The sequence below is a fragment of the Mesorhizobium kamtschaticum genome (genome assembly GCF_056174585.1).
Genome location: NZ_CM149691.1, coordinates 1368373 through 1387151, shown reverse-complemented (window position 1 = coordinate 1387151; position 18779 = coordinate 1368373). Strand labels below are relative to the sequence as shown.

The 18779-nt window shown below is 63.7% G+C and carries 21 protein-coding genes; 10 read left to right on the top strand and 11 right to left on the bottom strand.

Annotated elements, in window-relative coordinates:
- Positions 1-57 precede the first annotated feature (57 nt).
- Positions 58-774, bottom strand: a complete 717-nt coding sequence (locus AC0V7N_RS06755) for a uroporphyrinogen-III synthase (RefSeq protein WP_475455857.1) — start codon at positions 772-774, stop codon at positions 58-60.
- Between the two features lies 1 nt (position 775).
- Positions 776-1702, bottom strand: coding sequence for a hydroxymethylbilane synthase (gene hemC / locus AC0V7N_RS06750; RefSeq protein ID WP_496627761.1), 927 nt, complete (start codon positions 1700-1702; stop codon positions 776-778).
- 157 nt (positions 1703-1859) lie between these two features.
- Between hemC and tsaD the strand changes: the two genes are divergently transcribed.
- From tsaD to AC0V7N_RS06715, 7 genes are all read left to right on the top strand, one after another.
- Positions 1860-2945, top strand: coding sequence for a tRNA (adenosine(37)-N6)-threonylcarbamoyltransferase complex transferase subunit TsaD (tsaD, locus tag AC0V7N_RS06745; protein WP_475460227.1), 1086 nt, complete (start codon positions 1860-1862; stop codon positions 2943-2945).
- 11 nt (positions 2946-2956) lie between these two features.
- Complete coding sequence (locus tag AC0V7N_RS06740) at positions 2957-3988, top strand: NAD(P)H-dependent glycerol-3-phosphate dehydrogenase (protein WP_475460225.1); 1032 nt, start codon at positions 2957-2959, stop codon at positions 3986-3988.
- A gap of 38 nt (positions 3989-4026) precedes the next feature.
- On the top strand, positions 4027-4323 hold the full coding sequence (locus AC0V7N_RS06735) for a YciI-like protein (RefSeq protein WP_475455855.1): 297 nt from the start codon (positions 4027-4029) through the stop codon (positions 4321-4323).
- A 39-nt stretch (positions 4324-4362) separates the two neighbouring features.
- Positions 4363-4788, top strand: coding sequence for an EVE domain-containing protein (locus tag AC0V7N_RS06730; protein WP_475455853.1), 426 nt, complete (start codon positions 4363-4365; stop codon positions 4786-4788).
- Positions 4743-5441 (top strand): class I SAM-dependent methyltransferase, encoded by a 699-nt coding sequence (locus tag AC0V7N_RS06725; protein ID WP_475455851.1) that lies wholly within the window; start codon positions 4743-4745, stop codon positions 5439-5441. The genes AC0V7N_RS06730 and AC0V7N_RS06725 overlap by 46 nt, the downstream gene beginning before the upstream one ends.
- 131 nt (positions 5442-5572) lie before the next feature.
- Positions 5573-5989 (top strand): DUF1761 domain-containing protein, encoded by a 417-nt coding sequence (locus AC0V7N_RS06720; protein WP_475455849.1) that lies wholly within the window; start codon positions 5573-5575, stop codon positions 5987-5989.
- A 15-nt stretch (positions 5990-6004) separates the two neighbouring features.
- Positions 6005-6742 (top strand): glycosyltransferase family 25 protein, encoded by a 738-nt coding sequence (locus AC0V7N_RS06715; protein WP_475455847.1) that lies wholly within the window; start codon positions 6005-6007, stop codon positions 6740-6742.
- Between the two features lie 28 nt (positions 6743-6770).
- On the opposite strand, the gene gcvA is transcribed toward AC0V7N_RS06715, so the two are convergent.
- Positions 6771-7700 (bottom strand): transcriptional regulator GcvA, encoded by a 930-nt coding sequence (gene gcvA, locus AC0V7N_RS06710; RefSeq protein ID WP_475455845.1) that lies wholly within the window; start codon positions 7698-7700, stop codon positions 6771-6773.
- Positions 7701-7866: 166 nt separating this feature from the next.
- Here gcvA and AC0V7N_RS06705 point away from each other — a divergent pair, with 166 nt between their 5' ends.
- Complete coding sequence (locus tag AC0V7N_RS06705; RefSeq protein WP_475455843.1) at positions 7867-8118, top strand: hypothetical protein; 252 nt, start codon at positions 7867-7869, stop codon at positions 8116-8118.
- Between the two features lie 208 nt (positions 8119-8326).
- Here AC0V7N_RS06705 and AC0V7N_RS06700 read toward each other — a convergent pair whose 3' ends face one another.
- Positions 8327-8863 carry a L,D-transpeptidase family protein gene (locus tag AC0V7N_RS06700; RefSeq protein WP_475460223.1) on the bottom strand — a complete coding sequence of 179 codons (537 nt, stop codon included), beginning with the start codon at positions 8861-8863 and terminating at the stop codon, positions 8327-8329.
- Between the two features lie 144 nt (positions 8864-9007).
- Here AC0V7N_RS06700 and AC0V7N_RS06695 point away from each other — a divergent pair, with 144 nt between their 5' ends.
- On the top strand, positions 9008-9691 hold the full coding sequence (locus AC0V7N_RS06695; protein ID WP_010912284.1) for a response regulator transcription factor: 684 nt from the start codon (positions 9008-9010) through the stop codon (positions 9689-9691).
- Positions 9692-9813: 122 nt separating this feature from the next.
- Positions 9814-10269 carry a cyclic nucleotide-binding domain-containing protein gene (locus AC0V7N_RS06690; protein ID WP_027031869.1) on the top strand — a complete coding sequence of 152 codons (456 nt, stop codon included), beginning with the start codon at positions 9814-9816 and terminating at the stop codon, positions 10267-10269.
- A 268-nt stretch (positions 10270-10537) separates the two neighbouring features.
- Here the strand turns inward: AC0V7N_RS06690 and xth are convergent, their stop codons facing one another.
- From xth to tesB, 7 genes are all read right to left on the bottom strand, one after another.
- A complete protein-coding gene (gene xth / locus AC0V7N_RS06685; RefSeq protein WP_496627760.1) occupies positions 10538-11344 on the bottom strand; it encodes an exodeoxyribonuclease III in 807 nt (268 codons plus the stop codon).
- Between the two features lie 170 nt (positions 11345-11514).
- Positions 11515-12195 (bottom strand): outer-membrane lipoprotein carrier protein LolA, encoded by a 681-nt coding sequence (locus tag AC0V7N_RS06680; protein ID WP_475460221.1) that lies wholly within the window; start codon positions 12193-12195, stop codon positions 11515-11517.
- Between the two features lie 134 nt (positions 12196-12329).
- Positions 12330-14999 carry a DNA translocase FtsK gene (locus AC0V7N_RS06675; protein WP_475455839.1) on the bottom strand — a complete coding sequence of 890 codons (2670 nt, stop codon included), beginning with the start codon at positions 14997-14999 and terminating at the stop codon, positions 12330-12332.
- Positions 15000-15206: 207 nt separating this feature from the next.
- Complete coding sequence (locus AC0V7N_RS06670) at positions 15207-15482, bottom strand: hypothetical protein (protein WP_475455837.1); 276 nt, start codon at positions 15480-15482, stop codon at positions 15207-15209.
- Between the two features lie 322 nt (positions 15483-15804).
- Positions 15805-17166, bottom strand: coding sequence for an ammonium transporter (locus tag AC0V7N_RS06665; protein WP_475455835.1), 1362 nt, complete (start codon positions 17164-17166; stop codon positions 15805-15807).
- A gap of 31 nt (positions 17167-17197) precedes the next feature.
- A complete protein-coding gene (locus AC0V7N_RS06660; protein ID WP_010912291.1) occupies positions 17198-17536 on the bottom strand; it encodes a P-II family nitrogen regulator in 339 nt (112 codons plus the stop codon).
- 300 nt (positions 17537-17836) lie between these two features.
- Positions 17837-18697: an acyl-CoA thioesterase II gene (gene tesB / locus AC0V7N_RS06655; RefSeq protein ID WP_475455833.1), complete on the bottom strand. Its 861-nt coding sequence runs from the start codon at positions 18695-18697 to the stop codon at positions 17837-17839.
- Positions 18698-18779: the final 82 nt, after the last annotated feature.

Genomic DNA, 18779 nt, shown 5'->3' with positions numbered 1-18779 from the left:
TCAGAAAGGGTCTAGCACATCACCAAGCGGTGAAAAGGGGCGGTGTGATGACGCGGCTCAGGGCAGCACCCGCAAAAGTGCCAGCAGCGCTTCCTCGTCGGGCTGCGCGGCAATGCCGATTGCTTTGCCGGCGCTGTCGTCGAAGGCAGCCGCGATGCGCGCGGAAAGAGCGAAAAAACGCGTCTTTTCAAAGGCCTCTTGCAGAGCCGGCCGTTTGGCCAGACCCTGCATCGCGGCAGCCGCCTTGGCCGAATAGAGCAGCACCGCATCGACCGGTTGGCTGGACAGCAGTGCAAGGATGGCCGCGTCGGAATAAGGCACCGGGAGTGTGTCATATGTCTCCACGGCTTGGACCTGGACACCTGCCGCTTCCAGCCTCTGCTCGAACACCGGAAACCGAACGCGTCCGCAGAGATAGACGATTGCCTTGCGGGGAAGCGCGGACGCAATGATGTCGGCCAGCGCCTCGGCATCGCCGGAGCCTTCAATAACCGACAAAAAGCCCATCTTGCGCGCCGCTTCGGCGGTTCTCGCTCCCACGGCATGGCAAGGCAGAGCAGCAAGCGCCGCGATCACCTCTTTTGACGCATGGCGCGCGGCATTGGCGCTGGTGACAGCAACGGCGACAGCCTCATCTGGAATGAGCCCGGCATCGACCGGCAAGACCACAGTTTCGGTCAGCGGGAGAACAACCGGCTGGAATCCCATGTCCTGAAGCCGCCGCGCCGTGCGCGATGCGCCCGGTTCCGGTCTGGTCACCAGGACGCGAAGCATTTCAGAGCCAGCCGTCGAAGAATTTTTCGCCGGCCTTGGACCGCACCGTCCGCGCCGCCTCATCACCGATGCGGGCGGCATCCTGCGCTGGCCCCTGCAGCTCGACCGTGTGCGACTGCGTGCCATCGGGCGAGATGATCAGGCCGGCGAAAGAGAGCTTTCCGGCCTCGATCGCCGCATAACCGGCGATCGGCGTGCGGCAGGAACCGTCGAGCGCCGCCAGGAAGGCGCGCTCGCAGGCGAGTGCCTGTCCTGTCGGCACGTCGTGGATCGCCACCAGCATTTTTTCGACGTCGCGATCGCCGATGCGGGTCTCGATGCCGATCGCGCCCTGTCCGGGTGCTGGCGGAAAAATGTCGAGCGGCATCAGATCGGTGGCGACATGTTCGAGCCCCAGCCGCTTCAGCCCGGCATAGGCGAGGATGGTGCCGGCGGCGACCCCTTCGTCGAGCTTGCGCAACCGCGTCTGCACATTGCCGCGGAACATCACCACGTCGAGATCCGGCCGCATGCGGCGGATCAGCGCCTGCCGCCTGAGCGAGGACGAGCCGATTTTTGTCCCGTGCGGCATGTCGGCGATCGACCTCACCGCCTTGCCGACAAAGGCATCGCGCGCGTCCTCGCGCGGCAGGAAGGCGGAGAGCTCCAGGCCTTCGGGCAATTGCGTCGGCATGTCCTTCGACGAATGCACGGCGATGTCGATCGCGCCGGCGAGCAGCGCTTCCTCGATCTCCTTGGTGAACAGGCCCTTGCCGCCGGCTTCCGACAGCGGCCGGTCCTGGATGCGGTCGCCGCTGGTCGAGATGACGACGACCTCGAAGGCTTCCGCCGGCAGGCCATGCGCGGCCATCAGCCGCGCCTGCGTTTCATGCGCCTGCGCCAGCGCCAGCGGGCTGCCACGTGTTCCGATTTTCAAGGTTGTTTGCATGACGCGCCGTCCGTGATAACCCCCGGCCGGAGCATTTTGCAGCCAGGTGGAGCCACTTGGCGTCGCAGAAATGCGGCTGAAATAACCGAGGCCTTTCCGGGCTTTCTCCTAAAGGGGAAAGGCCCGATAAACAATCTCTTGGGATAGCGACGAATTGATCCGCGTTCTGGGCATTGAGACGAGTTGTGACGAGACCGCCGCCAGCGTCGTGGCGCTGGAGGGCGATGCCGCGCCGAAAATCCTGTCCAACGTCGTGCTCTCCCAGATCGAGGAGCATGCCGCCTTCGGCGGTGTCGTGCCCGAGATTGCCGCGCGCGCTCATGTCGAGGCGCTCGATGGCATCATCGAGGCCGCCCTTGCCGATTCGGGCACGGCCCTTGCCGATATCGACGCGATCGCCGCCACCGCCGGCCCGGGCCTGGTCGGCGGCCTGATCGTCGGGCTGATGACGGCCAAGGCGATCGCCGCCGCGGCGGGCAAGCCGCTGATCGCCATCAACCACCTCGAAGGCCACGCCTTGACCGCAAGGCTGACCGACGGGCTCGATTTCCCCTATTTGCTGCTGCTGGTCTCCGGCGGCCACACGCAGATCCTCGCCGTGCGCGGCGTCGGCGACTATCAGCGCTGGGCCACCACCATCGACGACGCGCTCGGCGAAGCTTTCGACAAGACCGCCAAGATGCTCGGCCTGCCCTATCCCGGCGGACCGAATGTCGAAAAGGCGGCACAGACGGGCAATGCCTCACGCTTTGCCTTTCCCCGGCCGATGAAGGGCTCGGCGCAAGCCGATTTCTCCTTCTCCGGTTTGAAGACCGCCGTGCGCCAGGCGGCAACGGCAATCGAGCCGCTGAGCGACCAGGATGTCGCCGACATCTGCGCCTCGTTCCAGGCGGCGGTCGCCGATGCGCTGGCCGACCGCGTTTCTCGCGCCCTGGCACGATTCAGCCAAACGTTTCCCGGCACGAAAAATCCGGCGCTGGTGGTTGCCGGCGGCGTCGCCGCCAACCGCACCATCAAGGCAACGCTGGAACGGCTCTGCACTGACGCCGGCTTCACCTTCGTCGCGCCGCCGCTGAAACTTTGCACCGACAATGCGGCGATGATCGCCTGGGCCGGCATCGAACGGCTGCGGGAAGGCATGGCGCAGGAGAACGGCTTCGATTTCGTGCCCCGCTCGCGCTGGCCGCTCGACAACATCTCGGCGCCGATGGTCGGCTCCGGCCGGCGCGGAGCCAAGGCATGACCGCTGGAGCGATGAGCAGCCATGACAAGGGCCATCAGGCCACAGACACCCCAGACAAAGGCGGCTGGCGCGTCACAGTGCTGGGCGGCGGCGCCTGGGGCACGGCGCTGGCGCTGGCGATGCTGCGCGCCGGCCATGCGGTGCGCCTGTTCGCGCGCGACCCGGAAACCGTGGCCGCCATCGGCCGTGGCGAGAACCTGCGCTACCTGCCCGGCATTGCCATTGCGCCCGGCATCGAAGCGACATCAGACATCAAGGCAGCGCTCGCTGGCGCCGATTGCGTGCTGGCGGTGACGCCGGCGCAATCCTTGCGGGCGACGCTGGCGGCCGCGAAGGACCATATGCCTCCTGGCATCCCGCTTGTTCTCTGCGCCAAGGGCATCGAGCGCGACACTGGTGCCTTGCTGTCGGCAATCGTCGAGGAGATCCTGCCGCGAAATCCGATCGCCGCGCTGTCCGGCCCGAGCTTTGCCACCGATGTTGCCAGGGGCTTGCCGACAGCGGTGGTGGTCGCCGCCGGCGACGAGGCGCTTGCCGCCGACCTTGCCGCGCGCTTTTCCGCCGAAAACCTGCGCTGCTATTCGAGCGACGACCTGATCGGCGTCGAGATCGGCGGCGCCTTGAAGAATGTCTTTGCCATTGCCGCGGGTGCGGTCACCGGCGCCGGGCTTGGCGCCAGCGCCCAGGCCGCCATGGTGACGCGCGGCTTCGTCGAACTGCGCCGCATCGGTGCCGCCTTCGGCGCCAGGCCCGAGACCTTGATGGGGCTTTCCGGCCTTGGCGACCTTTTGCTGACCTGCTCGTCGGCGCAATCGCGCAATTTCGCCTATGGGCTGGCGCTCGGGCAAGGCAGGGCGCTTGCCGGACTGCCGCTGGCCGAGGGCGTGCCGACGGCGGCGATCGCCGCCCGCATCGCCGCCGAGCGCGGTATCGACGCGCCGATCATCGCCGCCGTAGCGGCCATACTGGACGGCACCATCACCATCCGACAGGCCGTGACGGCCCTGATGACCCGGCCACTGAAGACCGAAACCAACGATTGATCCCCTCGACCTCGATCCCAACGACCAGGAGAAAGACCATGCTGTTTGCTTTTGTTTGCAAGGACAAGCCCGGAAGCCTGCAGATACGCCTCGACACGCGGCCCGTGCATGTCGCCTTCCTCGAAGGCCTGAATGCGGAGAAGAAACTGGCCTTTGCCGGTCCGTTCCTCGATGCCGATGGCAAGCCCAATGGCAGCCTCGTCGTCGTCGAGGCGCCTGACCTGGCGGCGGCGCAGGCCCTGTCGACCGCCGACCCCTATGCCAAGGCCGGGCTGTTCGAAGGCGTCGAAATCCGCCAGTGGAGCTGGACGTTCAACAAGCCGGCGGCTAGTTAATTTCCGATAGCCCGCAATTGGCTCGCAAGGAGGAGAAAAATGAACTACTGGCTGTTCAAATCGGAGCCTTTCAAGTTCTCCTTCGAGATGCTGAAGGCCAAGGGCAAGGCCGGCACGCAATGGGACGGCGTGCGCAACTACGCCGCCCGCAACAACATGAAGGCGATGCAGATCGGCGATCTCGGCTTCTTCTACCATTCCAATGAGGGGCTCAACATCGTCGGCATCGCCGAAGTCTGCGCGTTGGCCCACCCTGACACCACGTCCGATGATCCGCGCTGGGAATGCGTGGACATCCGCGCGGTTCGCGATGTGCCGACCCCGCCGACACTGGAACAGGTCAAGGCCAACCCAAAACTTGCCGAGATGGCGCTGGTGCGGCTCGGACGGCTTTCGGTGCAGCCGGTGACCCCGGCGGAATGGAAGGAAGTCTGCCGCATGGGCGGCTTGACACCTGCTCCGTGACGGCGCTGACCCCGCACAGCGCGAAGCAATTCATTCTCGACAACACGGCGCTGATAGCGCCGCCGCATGTGCCGGAGATTCTGCTGCATCTAGCCGATGACGCGCACGATCTTTGGCAGCGGACCGAGGACGAATTGGTGGAGATCGGCCTGCCGCCGCCCTTCTGGGCCTTTGCCTGGGCCGGCGGCCAGGGCCTCGCCCGCTATGTCCTGGATAATCCCGACACGGTGCGGGGCAAGCGCGTGCTCGACTTCGCCTCAGGTTCCGGCCTTGTCGCCATCGCCGCCGCCAAGGCCGGCGCGGCTCAAGTCATCGCCACCGACATCGACCCGTTCTGCGCCACCGCGATCCGCCTCAACAGCGAGGCCAATGGCGTCGGCATCGAATTCCTCGGTACCGACTGCATCGGCACAGATGCGGGCTGGGACGTGGTGCTGGCCGGTGACGTTTTCTACGACAAATCCTTCGCCGACCGCCTGATGCCGTGGTTCGCGACGCTCAAGGCGCGTGGCGCCGAGATCTTCGTCGGCGATCCCGGCCGGTCCTATATGCCGAAGACAGGGCTGGAGCCGCTTGCGGTCTATGAAGTGGACGTCACCCGGGCACTGGAGGATTCCCTGGTCAAGCGCACCACCGTCTGGCGCTTTGCTTGACGCCATCGCCGAAGCGCTTGATACAAAGCTGGAGCAATTCCAGGAAAAGTGTGTAGCGGTTTTCCCACAGGAATTGCTCGAAACAAAAAGATAGAGCACGCCGCACGGCCTGCATCTGGAGGGGGAAGCTCATGGATTTTTCAGCAGTGAACTGGCTGGCGGTGATCGCCGCCGCCGTCGTCGCCTGGCTGTTCGGCGCCGCCTGGTACATGGCGTTGAGCAAGCCGTGGCTGAAGGCCGCCAGGCTCGATCCGGCGACGATGAAGAAATCACCGCTGCCTTTTGTCATCAGCTTCATCGCCGAACTGCTCATGGCCACCATCATGGCCCTGGTCGTCGGCGCGATGACCGGTGGCGAGCCGACACTGCTTGCCGGGCTTGTCTTCGGCTTCGTGCTTTGGCTGGGTTTCGTCGCCACGACGCTGTCGGTCAACCATCGCTACGAGAATTTCGGCTGGGACCTGACCCTCATCGACGGCGGCCACTGGCTGGGTGTCCTGCTGATCATCGGTGCGGTGATCGGCTGGTTCGGTGCCACGGCAAGCTGAGACGGTGCGTTGATGATGGCAGCCGGATTTCCACGCGACCTGGTGTTCACCCGGATCTGCCACGTCAAGCAGGGCTATGACGACCGGCGCCGCCACATCGTCCGCGAATTCGAGCGGCGTGGCGTGCCGGTCTATTTCTACACCGACTGGGACCGGCCCGATGTCACCCCGGAGATCCGCAACGAGCTGGTCGCCCCTGCCTTTACCCACCCGCCGGCCGTCTCGCTGGCGCTGAAGCATGTCGGCATATGGCGCGATTTCCTCGAGACCGACCTGCCCTATTGCCTGGTCTTCGAGGACGACGTCTTCCTCGCCCGTGATTTCGTCGCCAAGTTCCGGCAGGGGCTTGCCGAACTCGGCGGCCCCACGCGCAAGGCCGTCATCTATCTCGGCAATGGCAGCAACTACTACACGCCGAGCTGGAAACTGCGGAAGGGCCAAAGGCTCTACCCGGCACTGCATGCCCGATGCACCGATTCCTACCTCATCACCCGCCCCGTCGCCGAAGCCCGTTGCGCCTGGATCGAGCAGAACAAGATATACACCTCGATCGACCACCAGGTCGAACAGATGGACGAGAAACTCGGCGTTGAAATGCTGTGGTTCGAACGGCCGATTGTCGAGCAAGGCAGCGAGAACGGCGCTTTCCAGACGTCCATTTCGGCGAAAAACTACCCGCGTTTGTACAAAAGCCTGAAATGGAAGTGGAAGAAATACACCCGCATGATCTTCGGCCATAACGCCCGGTCGTGACCGAAAGACCGGGCTCGGCGCAGCCGGCTCATGCCTCCGTGCTGTGCGTCTTTGCCGCCTCCTCGAGAAGCCATTCGCGAAACGCGACGATGCGTGCGTCGTCCTTCGCGGTTTGCGGATAGACCAGGAAATAGGCGAACTCCGGCGCGACCTTGATGCCGAGCTCGAAAGGGCGGACGAGACGCCCTTGCGACAGGTCGTTGGCGACCATGGCGAAGTCGGCCAGCGCCACGGCGTTGCCGTCGAGTGCTGCCTGCGTGGCATCGGTCGAGGAGCCGAAGACGAGGGTGCGGCTGTCGTCGAAATCGTCGACGCCGGCCGCCTGCATCCACATGCTCCAGTTCGGCCAGGTGACGCCTTGCCGCGACCATTCGATATGCGCGAGCGTGTGCCGGAAGAGGTCGCGCGGTTCATTGAGCGGCGGCCCTGACGCCAGCAGCGCCGGGCTGCACACCGGGATGATGATGTTATCAAACAGCCTATGCGCGCAAAGCCCTGGATATTTGCCGGTGCCGAAGCGAATGCCGATATCGACGTCGTCGCGCTCGAAGTCCCTGACATCGTAGGTGATGTCGAAGCGCAACTCGATGCCCGGCCTTTGACGGCGGAAATCGTCGATGCGCCGCATCAGCCATTTTGTCGCGAACTGCGCGTCGAGCGTCACTTTCAAGAGCGCCGTGCCGCGCGTCATCTTGCGGGCGCGGGACACAGCCCGGTTGAGCAGGTCGAGCGCGTCGATCGACGCCTCGAACAGCACGTTTCCCGCTTCCGTCAGCCGCATGGTGCGGCTGGTGCGCATGAACAGCACCAGCTCGAGCTGCTCCTCGATTTCCTTGACCTGGTGACTGACAGCGGCCGGCGTCAGCCCAAGCTCGTCGGCGGCGCGGGTGAAATTGAGGTGACGCGCGGCCGCCTCGAAGGTCCTCAGCGCACGCGTTCCGGGCAGGAGGCGGGACATCAGCGCATCATTTCGAAAGAGCGGATCATGGCGTCTCGATCCTCAAACAAAACTTGATGATTGAGTAAAAACTACTCGTTTCCTCCCAAGATTTCAATCAGGCATGATGTGAGCATCGAAGTACCATTAAACCGGATTTGAAGTCCGGAGAGAAACGGATCGCATCATGTCTCACATCGCTCTTCACCCTGCATACACCGCCCGGCCGGCCTGGCTGTCGGCGGTCCGTGCCTGGCTGCGTCAGGCCAGGGTCGCGGTCAATCTTCCGCACCAGAACGTCGAGGATCTGTCCGATCGACAGCTGCGCGACATCGGCGCTGGCCGCAAGGATATTGGCCGGGCCATGGACCGCGAGATCGGCCGCCTGGGCCTGCTCGATATCGGCTGGCAGCAGCCAAGGCGGAAGTTAGGGGAATAAGGCAGTACGGCAGTAGGGAAAAAGCAAGGCAGCACCGGAAGGCACACCCTACTGCCCTACTGCCCTACTGCCCTACTGCCCTACTGCCCTACTGCCCTACTGCCCTACTGCCCTACTGCCCTACTGCCCTACTGCCCTACTGCCCTACTGCCCTACTGCCCTACTGCCCTACTGCCCTACTGCCCTACTGCCCTACTGCCCTACTGCCCTACCTCACCACCCTCATCACCGTCCGGTCCGACAGCAGCGGCAAGAGCCGCTTCATCGTGCGCGCGGTCACCGCGACGCAGCCTTGCGTCGGCGTGAAGCCGGGACGTGCCAGGTGGAAGAAGATGGCGCTGCCGCGTCCGCGGCGGCGCGGCGAAATGTTCCAGTCGAGCACCAGGCAGGCGTCGTAGAGCCGGTCGTCGCGCCGCATGCGTTCATGGCTGGCGCCATAGGGAATCTTGACCGGCCTGTTGTAGTTGCGGTCGTCAGGCACTTCGCACCAGCCGAGATCGGGCCCGATCGGCGTCATCGCCAGCCGCGTCCGGCGGCCACCGGCAAACTGATCTCCCCGAAAATAACCCGACAGGATCCGCATCGAGCCAAGCGGCGTGGCGCCGTCGCCCTCGCGCTTGTCGGCCGAGATGCCGCCGCGCCCCAGCGCACAGGCAAACACCGCATTTCCGGCCTGCAGCAGGCCCTGGCGGGGGTGCCCTGGCCTAGCCCGCACGGTCAGCACACGCAGCCGTTTCAGCAAAATTGCGCCGGCTGCATTGCGATCGCGTTTTTTCTTGTATGATCGTGCCACGGAACAAATCACTGTGATCGGCTATTGTGTCGGCCAGCTTCCGCATAAATACGCAGCGGTCAACTGAATTCACTTTTCAAAACAACGGATTGATCCATGACTTCACGCACCATTCTAATCGTCGACGACGATGACGACCTACGCGGCACACTGGTCGAGCAACTCGCCCTCTATGAGGAATTCGACGTGCTGCAGGAAGCGACTGCGGCAAAAGGCGTCACCGCGGCACGCGGCGGCCTCATCGACCTGCTCATCATGGATGTCGGCCTGCCCGACATGGATGGTCGCGAGGCCGTCAAGATCCTGCGCAAGGGCGGCTACAAGGCGCCCATCATCATGCTGACCGGCCACGACACCGATTCGGATACGATTCTGGGTCTCGAGGCCGGCGCCAACGACTATGTGACCAAGCCGTTCCGCTTCGCGGTGCTTTTGGCGCGCATCCGCGCCCAGCTGCGCCAGCATGAGCAGAGCGAGGACGCCACCTTCTCGGTCGGCCCCTACACCTTCAAGCCCAGCCAGAAGCTGCTCATCGACCCGCGTGGCGGCAAGGTGCGGCTGACGGAGAAGGAAGCCTCGATCATCAAATATCTCTACCGCGCCGACCAGAAGGTGGTGACGCGCGACGTGCTGCTGGAGGAGGTCTGGGGCTACAATTCCGGCGTCACCACGCACACGCTGGAAACCCATGTCTATCGGCTGCGCCAGAAGATCGAGCGCGATCCTTCCAATGCGGAAATTCTTGTGACAGAAAGCGGCGGCTACAAGCTGGTTCCTTAAACATTTCATTATCCAATAAGCGGTCTGGGCGGGGCCGCGTTCGGGTGCGATCCTGTTGGAGGAGATTCAGGGTCTGCTCGTGAAGGAGGGATTGGACTGACCGTTCGGGGACGCAGCTAGAGATGGCGTTGGATGACGACATCCGCATCCTGTCCGCCGTGAAGCTCTTCCAGGGTTTCACGCAGGAACAGCTGCGTCTGCTCGCCTTCGGCGCCGAGAACACCCTGCTGCAAGCCAACCACAAGCTTTACCGCGAGGACGATGAGGCCGATTCGGCCTATGTCGTGGTCAGCGGACGCATCGTGCTCTATCGCGAGCAGACTGGCGAGCGCATCCCGATCGGCACCGCCGGCCCCGGCACCATCCTGAGCGAACTGGCATTGATCGCCGACAGCAACCGGCTGACCAGCGCCTCGGCCGAAATCGATTCGGAAGTGATCCGGCTGAGCCGCAAGATGTTCCGTCGCATCCTGGAGGAATATCCCGAAGTCGCGGTGAAACTCCACGAGCGCATTTCCGAGGAATTCCAGACCATGATCCGCCGCATCGAGAAACTGGCGCCACGATTTTCGGGATGAGTGAGAGCAATCGTCGGCCGCCGCCAGGAACTATCCTTCGACATTAGCTGGAGCCGCCCTCCACCCTTCGTCATCCTAGGGCGAAGCAGGAGCGAAGCTCCGTCGCGGAGACCCTGGGATCCATTCCGTGACCTTGATCAAAGGCCGCCGCGGAGCAAAAGTCTTCACCGTTTCAACGCTTTAACGTCACGGCATGGATCCTAGGGTCTGCGCTCCGCTTCGCGTCGCTCCGCCCTAGGATGACGAATTGGCAGGAGGTTCCGCACACCTAATCCAGATCGAACCGCGCAATCACCGGCACATGGTCCGACGGCCGCTCCCAGCCACGCGCCTGGCGCAGGATTTCGTAGCCGCTGAACTCAGGCACCAGGTTTGGCGACGACCAGACATGGTCGAGCCGCCGGCCGCGATTGGACGCTTCCCAATCCTGCGCGCGATAACTCCACCAGGTGTAGAGCTTTTGATCCAGCGGCACGTTGAGCCGCATCAGGTCGACCCAGTCGCCGGCCAACCGCATCGCCTCGAAATTTTCGGTCTCGACCGGCGTGTGGCTGACCACGTTGAGCAATTGCTTGTGCGACCAGACGTCGTGCTCGAGCGGCGCGATGTTGAGGTCGCCGACCAGCACCGAGGCGGACACTTCGCTGTGCTCGGCGCGGATGGCGTTCATCTCGGCGACGAAATCGAGCTTGTGCTTGAACTTCTTGTTGATCTCGGGATCCGGTTCGTCGCCGCCCGCCGGAACGTAGAAATTGTGCACCAGGATCGTCTTGCCGCCAGCCCGCACCGTCACCGACAAATGCCGGCTGTCCTCGATCTCGCAGAAGCGGCGTTTTTCGACCACCTCGATCGGCCGCCGCGCCACCGTCGCCACGCCGTGATAGCCCTTCTGGCCATGGAAGGCGATGTGCTGGTAGCCGAGCCTGCGGAATGCCTTTTCGGGAAACAGCTCATCGGGAACCTTGGTTTCCTGAAGGCACAGCACATCGGGCGCGTATTCGTCGAGCAGCCGCTCGACGATCGGCATGCGCAGGCGCACGGAGTTGATGTTCCAGGTGGCAATCGAAAAGGGCATTGGCAATCCGGGACAGCGTGATTCCTGCCAGGATCGATGAATCCTGATGGAGAAGACGCCTTTTGAGGGAGTCAGTCCGGAAATTGCCAGCCGGGCGCCACAAAGACAAGCCGGGCTATGCTTGGAAGCCCGCTAAGGTGCGGCCTAAGGTGCGGCCTAAGGTGCGTACCTTAGCGCGTCTTGGTGTTCAGCTCGCGGTTGGCCGTATAGTCGATGGCAAACGTGTCGGGGGCGAAGCTGACGCCTTCCTTGGTGTTGAAGATCATCACCGTCGTGTCCTTGCCTTGCGCGTCGGTGATCGTCCACTGGCGCAGATCGTAGGTTTTCGGATCGAACATCATGGTGATCATCGCATTGCCGAACACCGACTTGTCGGAAAGCTTGATGGTGGTGAGGTCGTCCTCTTCCTTGACGCTCTTGACGCGGTCGCCGGAGAGGTCGATGCGGTCGTCGAGCAGCAGCTTCAGCGGCGTCTTCGACAGCGGATAGAGATCGGACGTGTTCATTTTCTTGTTGAGGATGACCACCGACTTGCCGTCCGAAATGACCTTGAAATTCGATGACCCGTCATAGTTGAAGCGGATCTTGCCCGGCCGCTCGAGGAAGAACTTGCCGCCGGTCTGCTCGCCCTTGGGGCCGAACTGGACGAATTCGCCGCTCATCGATTTGACCGAGGAAAAATGGTCGGCGATCTTCTGCGCGGCGGCGGGCACGGCCGCCTGTGCCGAGGCCAGCAACTCGAAGCCGGGCACCACATTGAGGGCGGCTGCACCCGCGGCGACAAGGCCGAGGCCGAGCAGCTGGCGGCGGGTGGGAGCAAAATCGCTGCGTGCGGAAAGATCGTTCTTCATGTCGGTCACTCGCTTGGTGATTCCTGTATCTGTCGCTGTCGTGAACCCCCAGTTGGGCTGAAGTTTGGCGGTAGAGCGGCACTGCTTCGCCTCAACGCGCCAGAGGGTTCAAAGTTGCCGTGAGCTCCCCGCCATCAGAATTTGTCGTCTTCGGTCGGCACCAGGATCTCGCGTTTTCCGGCATGGTTGGCCGGACCGACAATGCCTTCCTTTTCCATCTTCTCGATGATCGAGGCGGCCCTGTTGTAGCCGATGCCGAGACGGCGCTGGATGTAGCTGGTCGAAGCCTTGCCGTCGCGCAGCACCACGGCGACCGCCTGGTCGTAGGGATCGTCGGAATCCTCGAAATTGCTGTTGCCGCCGCCACCGGAACCGCCCTTGCCGGACGGTTCGTCATCGTCCTCGTCGTCGTCCTCGGTGATGGCGTCGAGATATTCGGGCACGCCCTGCAGCTTCAGGTGCCCGACGATCTTCTCGACCTCGTCGTCGGAGACGAACGGGCCGTGCACGCGCTGGATGCGGCCGCCGCCGGCCATGTAGAGCATGTCGCCCATGCCGAGCAGCTGCTCGGCGCCCTGCTCGCCCAGAATGGTGCGGCTGTCGATCTTCGACGTCACCTGGAAGGAGATACGGGTCGGGAAGTTGGCCTTGATGGTACCGGTGATGACGTCGACCGACGGGCGCTGCGTCGCCATGATGACGTGGATGCCGGCGGCACGCGCCATCTGCGCCAGGCGCTGTACCGCGCCCTCAATGTCCTTGCCGGCGACCATCATCAGGTCGGCCATTTCGTCGATGATGACGACGATGTAGGGCATCGGCTCGAGATCGAGATCCTCGGTCTCGTAGATCGCCTCGCCGGTCTGGCGGTCGAAGCCGGTCTGTACCGTGCGCGAAATCTTCTCGCCTTTTTTCTCCGCCAGCTGAACGCGGGCGTTGAAGCCGTCGATGTTGCGGACGCCGACCTTGGACATCTTGCGGTAGCGGTCCTCCATCTCGCGCACGGTCCATTTCAGCGCCACCACCGCCTTCTTCGGGTCGGTGACGACGGGCGTCAAAAGATGCGGGATGCCGTCATAGACCGAAAGTTCCAGCATCTTCGGGTCGATCATGATCAGCCGGCATTCCTGCGGCGTCAGCTTGTAGAGCAGCGACAGGATCATGGTGTTGATGGCGACGGATTTGCCGGAGCCGGTGGTGCCGGCGACCAGCACGTGCGGCATCTTGGCGATGTCGACGATGACCGCCTCGCCATTGATGGTCTTGCCCAGAGCCAGCGCCAGCTTGGACTTGGTGGTTTCGAAATCGCGGCTGGCCAGTATCTCCCGGAGGTAGACGGTTTCGCGCTTGGCATTCGGCAGTTCGATGCCGATGGCGTTGCGGCCGGGAACCACGGCGACGCGGCAGGCGATGGCGCTCATCGAGCGGGCGATGTCGTCGGACAGGCCGATGACGCGCGACGATTTGATGCCGGGCGCCGGTTCCAGCTCATAAAGGGTGACCACCGGACCGGGCCGTACGGCGATGATCTCACCCTTGACGCCGAAATCCTCCAGCACGCCCTCGAGCAGGCGCGCATTCTGTTCCAGCGCGTCCTTCGACAGGCTCGGATCCTTCGCCACGTTCTTCGGCTCCGACAGGAAATGCAGCGACGGCATTTCGAACGTGTCCGAGCCGATCAGCGAGGTCTGCGCCTCGCGCTGAACGCGGGCACCCGGCACGGGGCGCGCCGCCGGCGCCGCGACGCGGGTGGCGGCGTCGGAGCGGAAGTTCTGCACCTTGGCGTTCGGCGTGGCGCGACGCTGGACCGGCTCGTCGTCGAGATCGACGTCCTCGTCGCCATTGTCGAAACCGGCATCGAAGACGTCGTCATCGTCCGGATCGACGGAAACGCTGCGGTCATTGACCATGGCGGCGAAGAATTCCGGTTCGACACGGGCGCGGCCGTCCTGGCTCATCCGTGACTCGGCGAACTCGGCCGATTCGACCCGTTCGGCGGCGCGGCGCCAGGCGGTGGAGCGCCGCTCCATCTCCGGCTCGTATTCGTCCCGCTCCTGCCTGCGGCGCACGGCGCGGCGATGCATCCACGCGCGCAGCGAGAGCCACCAATGGGTGATGGCGCCGAGCGCCAATATGCCCTCGTCGCCCTCATCTTCGTCATTGTCGAACAGAAGATCGTCTTCGCGTGGATCGGTGGCGGCAGGCTCTTCCATGACGGCGAAGCCATTCTTGCGCCCGATCAGCGCCGAGCCATAGGCGAACAGCCAGAGCGTCGGGGCGGCCAGCAAAACGGCAAGCACGCTGGCAATCAGCCCGGTCGGGTAGCCGCCGATGAGGACGCCGGGAATCTTGAGCACCATGTCGCCGAACACGCCACCGAGGCCGGTGGGCAACGGCCAGGTCTTGGGCGGAACGATGCAGCCGGCGATCGCGGCGGCGAGCAGCGCGAAACCGAACCAGAACAGCCCGCGCTTGGGCAGCCTGTCGACGCCGCGCGCCGAAAACAGCAGGTATCCCCAGATGACGGCGGGAACCAGCGCGGCAACCGCGGCGAGGCCGAAGAACTGCATGGCGAGGTCGGAGAACACGGCACCGGCATAGCCCATGGCGTTGGTGACGGTGTTGTTGGTGGCGTGCGAGAAGCTTGGATCGGCAACGTTCCATGTGGCGAGGCTGGCGACCCCGAAGGCGACAGCCAGGAACAGACCGGCGCCGACCAGCCGGCCGACCTGACGCCGCGCGAAAGCCTGGATGCCGTGCCCCGTATCGGCCAGCGCGAGCGGTGCTGAAGCCCCTGAACGCATGCTCTTCCCCGTCAGATTGCCTGGCCCGAGCGCATGACGCACTCCGGCAGATTCGGAGGTCAGACTAGCCGTGGGAAGGTTAAGGCCGCATTAACCATGGCTTTTTACCGACGCCTCATGAAGACAAAGATGGCGGGCCGCGAAGCCCGCCATCCCTGTCTTGAAACGCCGGCGCGATCGGGCCCTTCCGGACCCGATCTCGCGCAATCACTTGTGACCGGCATACATCATCAGGTTGGCGCAGAACTCGGCATGAGGCTTGCTCATCGCCGCGTCCTGGCATTCCTTCATCATCGTGTCCTGCTTGTCCTTGGCCGTCGAGGCCCAGGCCGCCTTGAAGTCCGCCTCCGACTTCATAGTCTTCATGCCGGTATCGGTGAAGAACGGCGCCATGTTGGTGGGCTCGTCGAGCGCGCCGGCCAATGCAACGCCGCTGACCATGGAAAACGCGAGTGCCCCGAGGCAGATAGTCTTGAAGTTCATGAGAAGTTCCTTCCCTGTGTTTTTCCACACGAGCGCCAGAACGACGATCGCATTCACAGTTCGGAACCAGGGCGGTCGATGTTTCTTCGAAAAACCTCTTCACCCGAACGTGATTGCGCGAGTCGACCTCGATCGGGACGAATTTGCCAAAAAGAGGCCCGGATCACTCCGGGCCTCAATGCGTGAGCCTCTTTCGAGAACGTCACGACGGGATCTCTGGAGCAATTCCGGGAAAGCCGAATAGCGGTTTTCCCTGGAACTGCGGGAGGAACTCTGGGGCCGGCGGGAGGAGGGTTCCGCCGGCCCCTTGGCGAGGCTGGCCTTACGGCACCACTTCGCCATGCTGGGAGATGTCGAGGCCTTCGACCTCTTCCTGGGTCGTCGGACGCAGGCCGACCAGCGCCTTGACGATGTAGAGGATCACGAAGGTGGCAACCGCCGTCCACAGGATGGTGAAGGCGATGCCATAGAGCTGCTTGAAAATCGAAGCGTCTTTGCCGAGTGCATTGATCGCCGGATCGGCGAGCACGCCTGTCAGCAACGCACCGACCACACCGCCGACGCCATGGACGCCGAAGGCATCGAGCGAGTCGTCATAGCCGAACATGTGCTTCACCTTGACCGCCGAGATGTAGCAGACCACGCCGGCGACGATGCCGACGATGAAGGCGCCGGTCGGGTTGACGAAGCCGGAAGCCGGCGTCACCGCCACCAGGCCGGCGACGGCGCCCGAGATGATGCCGAGCACCGAGGGCTTCTTGGCGACGATCCATTCGGCGAACATCCAGGCCAGTGCCGCAGCGGCGGTGGCCACCTGGGTGTTGAGCATGGCAGCACCGGCAAGGCCGTCGGCCGCCAGTTCCGAACCGGCGTTGAAGCCGAACCAGCCGACCCACAGCAGCGAGGCGCCGATCACCGAATAGACCAGGTTGTGCGGCGCCATGTTGGTGGTGCCGTAGCCTTCGCGCTTGCCGAGAACCAGCGCGCAGACCAGACCGGCGACACCGGCGTTGATGTGGACGACCGTGCCGCCGGCGAAGTCGAGCACGCCGGCCGTGCCAAGGAAGCCGCCGCCCCAGACCCAGTGCGCGATCGGCGCATAGACGAACACCAGCCACAGCGCCATGAAGATCAGCAGCGCCGAGAACTTCATGCGCTCGGCGAAGGCGCCGGCGATGAGGGCAGGCGTGATGATGGCGAAGGTCATCTGGAACATCGAGAAGACGAATTCAGGAATGTTCGCTACCCCCGGCAGCCACAGCGTCGAGACCGTGATGCCGTGATGGAAGAACCGCGAGAAACCACCGATATATTGGTTCAGGCTGGCGGAATCATTGGTGGAGAAAGCGAGCGAATAGCCGAACATGAACCACAGCACTGTCACCAGGCAGGTGATGGCAAAGCTCTGCATGATGGTGGCGAGCACGTTCTTCTTGCGCACCATGCCGCCGTAGAACAGCGCCAGGCCCGGAATGGTCATCATCAGCACCAGCGCCGTCGAGGTCAGCATCCAGGCGGTGTTGCCGGTGTCGAGCACCGGGGTGGGAGCGGCGGCCGGTGCGGCGGCGGCAGCGGCCGGAGCGGCTTCCTGCGCGAAGGCGGCGACGCTGCCCAATGCTGCGAGAGCAAGCGAGCCCAGAAGGGCCGCCCGTCCCGTCGTCTTCAAGGTGGAAGGTATGTTCATTGAACTCTCCATTGGAATACGTGTTCGCCGCTCAGAGCGCGTCGGTGTCTGTTTCGCCGGTGCGGATGCGCACCGCCTGGTCGATGCCGAAAACGAAGATCTTGCCGTCGCCGATCTGGCCGGTCTTGGCGGCGGCGGTGATGGCTTCGACGGCCTTGTCGACCGTGTCGGCACTGACAGCGACCTCGATCTTGATCTTCGGCAGGAAACTGACCGCGTATTCCGCCCCGCGATAGATTTCCGTATGCCCCTTCTGACGCCCGTAGCCTTTGACTTCGGTGACGGTCAGGCCCTGGATGCCGACGGCGGTAAGCGCTTCGCGTACCTCGTCCAGCTTGAACGGCTTGATGATTGCCATCACGATTTTCATAAGGTTTCACCCTTTGCTGTTGCGGTCCCCCGCGTTTGCACGACTTCACCGATCCCAAAGAGCCGGAGAGTGCTCCCAAGAATTCAAGCTTCGTGCCAAGTGCCGAAGCAGCATGTTAACCTGTTGTAAACAAAGGGAATGGGGTGGCCGGAGCCAGCAGGTGCCCGTGCCTGCGGCACGCCACATGCTTAAAAATTATGCAATTTTTCGAAAATGCCTAATTTGCCGGCTTTGAGCATGAGCCCGAAAAGCGGAGCCCGGTTTTTGGAAATGGCCCTGCTCAAACAAGACTCGGAATGCTCAGCGCTTGAGCCGGATCAAGCCTTCCTGAGCCATCGAGGCGATCAGCGTGCCGTCGCGGGCATAGAGCGTGCCGCGGCTGAAGCCGCGCGATCCCGAGCTTGACGGGCTGTCCTGCGCATAGAGCAGCCAGCCGTCGAGTGAATGCGGCCGGTGGAACCACATCGAATGGTCGAGGCTCGCCGCCTGGATGTCGGGATCGAACAGGCCACGCCCATGCGCGAAGGTCGAGGTGTCGAGCAGCGTCATGTCGGAGAGATAGGCGAGCAGCACCGACTGCAGCGCGCGATCGTCGGGAACCGGCCCGGCGAGGCGGATCCAGACATTTTGCCGGGGCGGCAGCTTGTCGCGGCTTTCATAGTGCTGGAGATTGACCGGCCTGAGCTCCAGCGGCCGCTCGCGCGCCCAGAAGCGGCGTACCGCTTCCGGCACCCGCTCGGCCCTCTCGAGCAGCTGCCGCTGCGTCTGCAGCCCTTCCGGCGGCGGCACGTCGTCGGGCAGCGCGAACTGATGCTCGAGCCCCTTCTCCTCGACCTGGAACGAGGCTTCCAGCGAAAAGATCGCCTGGCCGTGCTGGATCGCCAGCACGCGGCGGGTGGTGAAGGAGCCGCCGTCGCGGATACGGTCGACCTCGTAGACGATCGGCACCCTGATGTCGCCCGGCCGCATGAAATAGCCGTGCAGCGAATGCACGAAGCGGTCCGGCTCCACCGTCCGCTGCGCCGCGACCAGCGCCTGGGCGATGGTCTGGCCGCCGAACACGCGCTGCCATTCCACCTGGGGGCTGCGACCACGATACAGATTGTGTTCCAGCCTCTCGAGGTCGAGAATGCTCAGAAGCTCGTCCATGGCCGCCGTCATGTTTTGTGACCTCGCGCAAAATTGCTATGGCGGTTTCCGACAGGAAGAACGAGCCGTCAAGGGCGCAGGCCCGGGCCGGCGC